This window comes from Shigella sp. FC1544 (assembly GCF_001722145.1).
Taxonomy (GTDB): Bacteria; Pseudomonadota; Gammaproteobacteria; order Enterobacterales; family Enterobacteriaceae; genus Escherichia; species Escherichia coli.
This window is the reverse complement of sequence record NZ_MECT01000249.1, coordinates 1-1,933: the sequence shown is the minus strand read 5'-3', so window position 1 is coordinate 1,933 and position 1,933 is coordinate 1. Positions and strand designations below refer to the sequence as shown.

The window sequence follows — 1,933 nt, the reverse complement described above, 5'->3', positions numbered from 1 at the left end:
AAAGCTGATTCGCGACGTAAGAAAGTGGCAGGCTCATATGACGGACCTCTGTAATGCGGTATCCAACCCGCGAATATCAGCGTGATTCACCGTCGGATTTACTGCTACGTCGCCCTCAGGGAATTAAACCTAAAAAGAAAATCGTCAAAATTAGAGATTCCGGTTTGACACGGAAAGTCATATTAGCGCTGGGAGCTTACCACCATAACAGGCCCATCATCGACAGAGGAGAACAGGATAAATATATTATCGTTTCGCGTTAATTTATTAGTGTTAAAGGTTCTTAACTTTTCTTCAGTTTCTATAAATATAGGTGAAACATCATCACTACGAATCCACTCTTTATAAAGATACCAGGCATTTGCTTTGATCATATCATCCGTTGATCGTAAGGCCTGATCGATAAGTTGGATAAAAAATTGTTATTTTTATCAATCAGCCCTTTATTCATATTAAACCTGTTAATAAAATGGATCATCTGTTGGGTATCGAAATCCACCTTGCTGAATCGATGTTGACGCATAAAATCATCGAACTTGTTATCTTCACCAGAATGGATATAACTGCGTATAATTGGATCTTTTATATAAGGACAATGGCTAAATGTTTTCTTCATATTCTCAATAAAGTTTTTATTAACAATATTAAGAATTTTTAATTGCATAACCAGTTTTACTGCCAGAACGGATTTCAATATCATTGCATTATCTGGCAATGTATCAATCATTTTTATAATGTTATTGATATAACCATCGAGATCTTCATTCCCAAATATATCTGAATAATCAATAGTTAATTCTAATTGTTCTGTAATGCAATCTTTAAAATTCCCTGTCGACATTCGCACATGATCAAACATAACAGCTGTCAAATTCGATTTAATAAATGATATTTCTTTGGCAGACAGAAACTCTGCTCTGGTGAAGTGCGAAGCGTAAAGATAACAATTATCGAAGTTTGAATTTCTAATCTGACATTCGCGAAAATTACTATGACCAAGTTGACTCTGCGAGAAGTCAACTGTATCAAGAATATTTTGGCTAAAATCAACACATTCGCCACTCGTTTTGAGAAAAATCACATTGTGTAAACGTCGACATTTAAATATGACATTATCAACTGTTGCCTTAGTAAAATTGCAATTCTCAATTTCTTTACATTCGAAAGTTACATGTTGTAGATTTGATGATAAAAAAGACACCTTAGAAATAACGTCACCTTTAAAATGACAATTTGTTACATCAAAATCAGACAGGTCGATATACCCCTGCGCATCTTTATCCATCAGAAAATTACAAGCGCATTCTATTTTTTCATTTCTGTAGAATTTTACACTTATAGTATCATTACTAATTGAGACTTCACGTAACATATTTATTGCATGATTTTTTCGTTCCGTTGTTTTATATTTAAAAATATATCACTGATATAAATAAAGTTATCTCTGTTTAAACCTGTCACCCCATTGAAATTACGTAGTAAATCAAGATCTACTATATTATTTCCTTGAACCACATCATGTTTCATCAAAGAGTTATTGCCACCAGAATTTGTGATATGACCTATCATAAAACCTCTGTAATACAGAAATAAAATAACCTGGAAAAGTAGCCTGAGCGTCCAGACACTACCGGCGAAAGGAAAAGAATCTCTGATAAGGCATTGAGATAATGGACATTCTTAGTGAAGAAGAAGTGAAGTACTATAAAAAATGGTAATGCTGCCAACTTACTGATTTAGTGTATGATGGTGATTTTAAGGTGCTTGCGTGGCTTCCATTTCCATCAGATGCCCTTCCTGCTCCGCTACTGAAGGCGTGGTGCGTAACGGCAAAAGCACTGCCGGACATCAGCGCTATCTCTGCTCTCATTGCCGTAAAACATGGCAACTACAGTTCACTTACACCGCCTCTCAGCCCGGTACGCACCAGAAA

Annotated in this window: 1 protein-coding gene and 1 pseudogene; one reads left to right on the top strand and one right to left on the bottom strand. The window is 35.4% G+C overall.

All coding sequences use genetic code 11. The features are described 5' to 3' along the window. Nucleotides 1–185: 185 nt before the first annotated feature. Nucleotides 186–1,569 (bottom strand): annotated as a pseudogene (locus BGK49_RS13395) (SopA family protein); the annotation flags it as partial. A 199-nt stretch (nucleotides 1,570–1,768) separates the two neighbouring features. Here BGK49_RS13395 and BGK49_RS27040 point away from each other — a divergent pair. Then, nucleotides 1,769–1,933: IS1 family transposase (locus BGK49_RS27040; RefSeq protein WP_047664789.1), on the top strand; the 165-nt coding region annotated here is incomplete at its 3' end.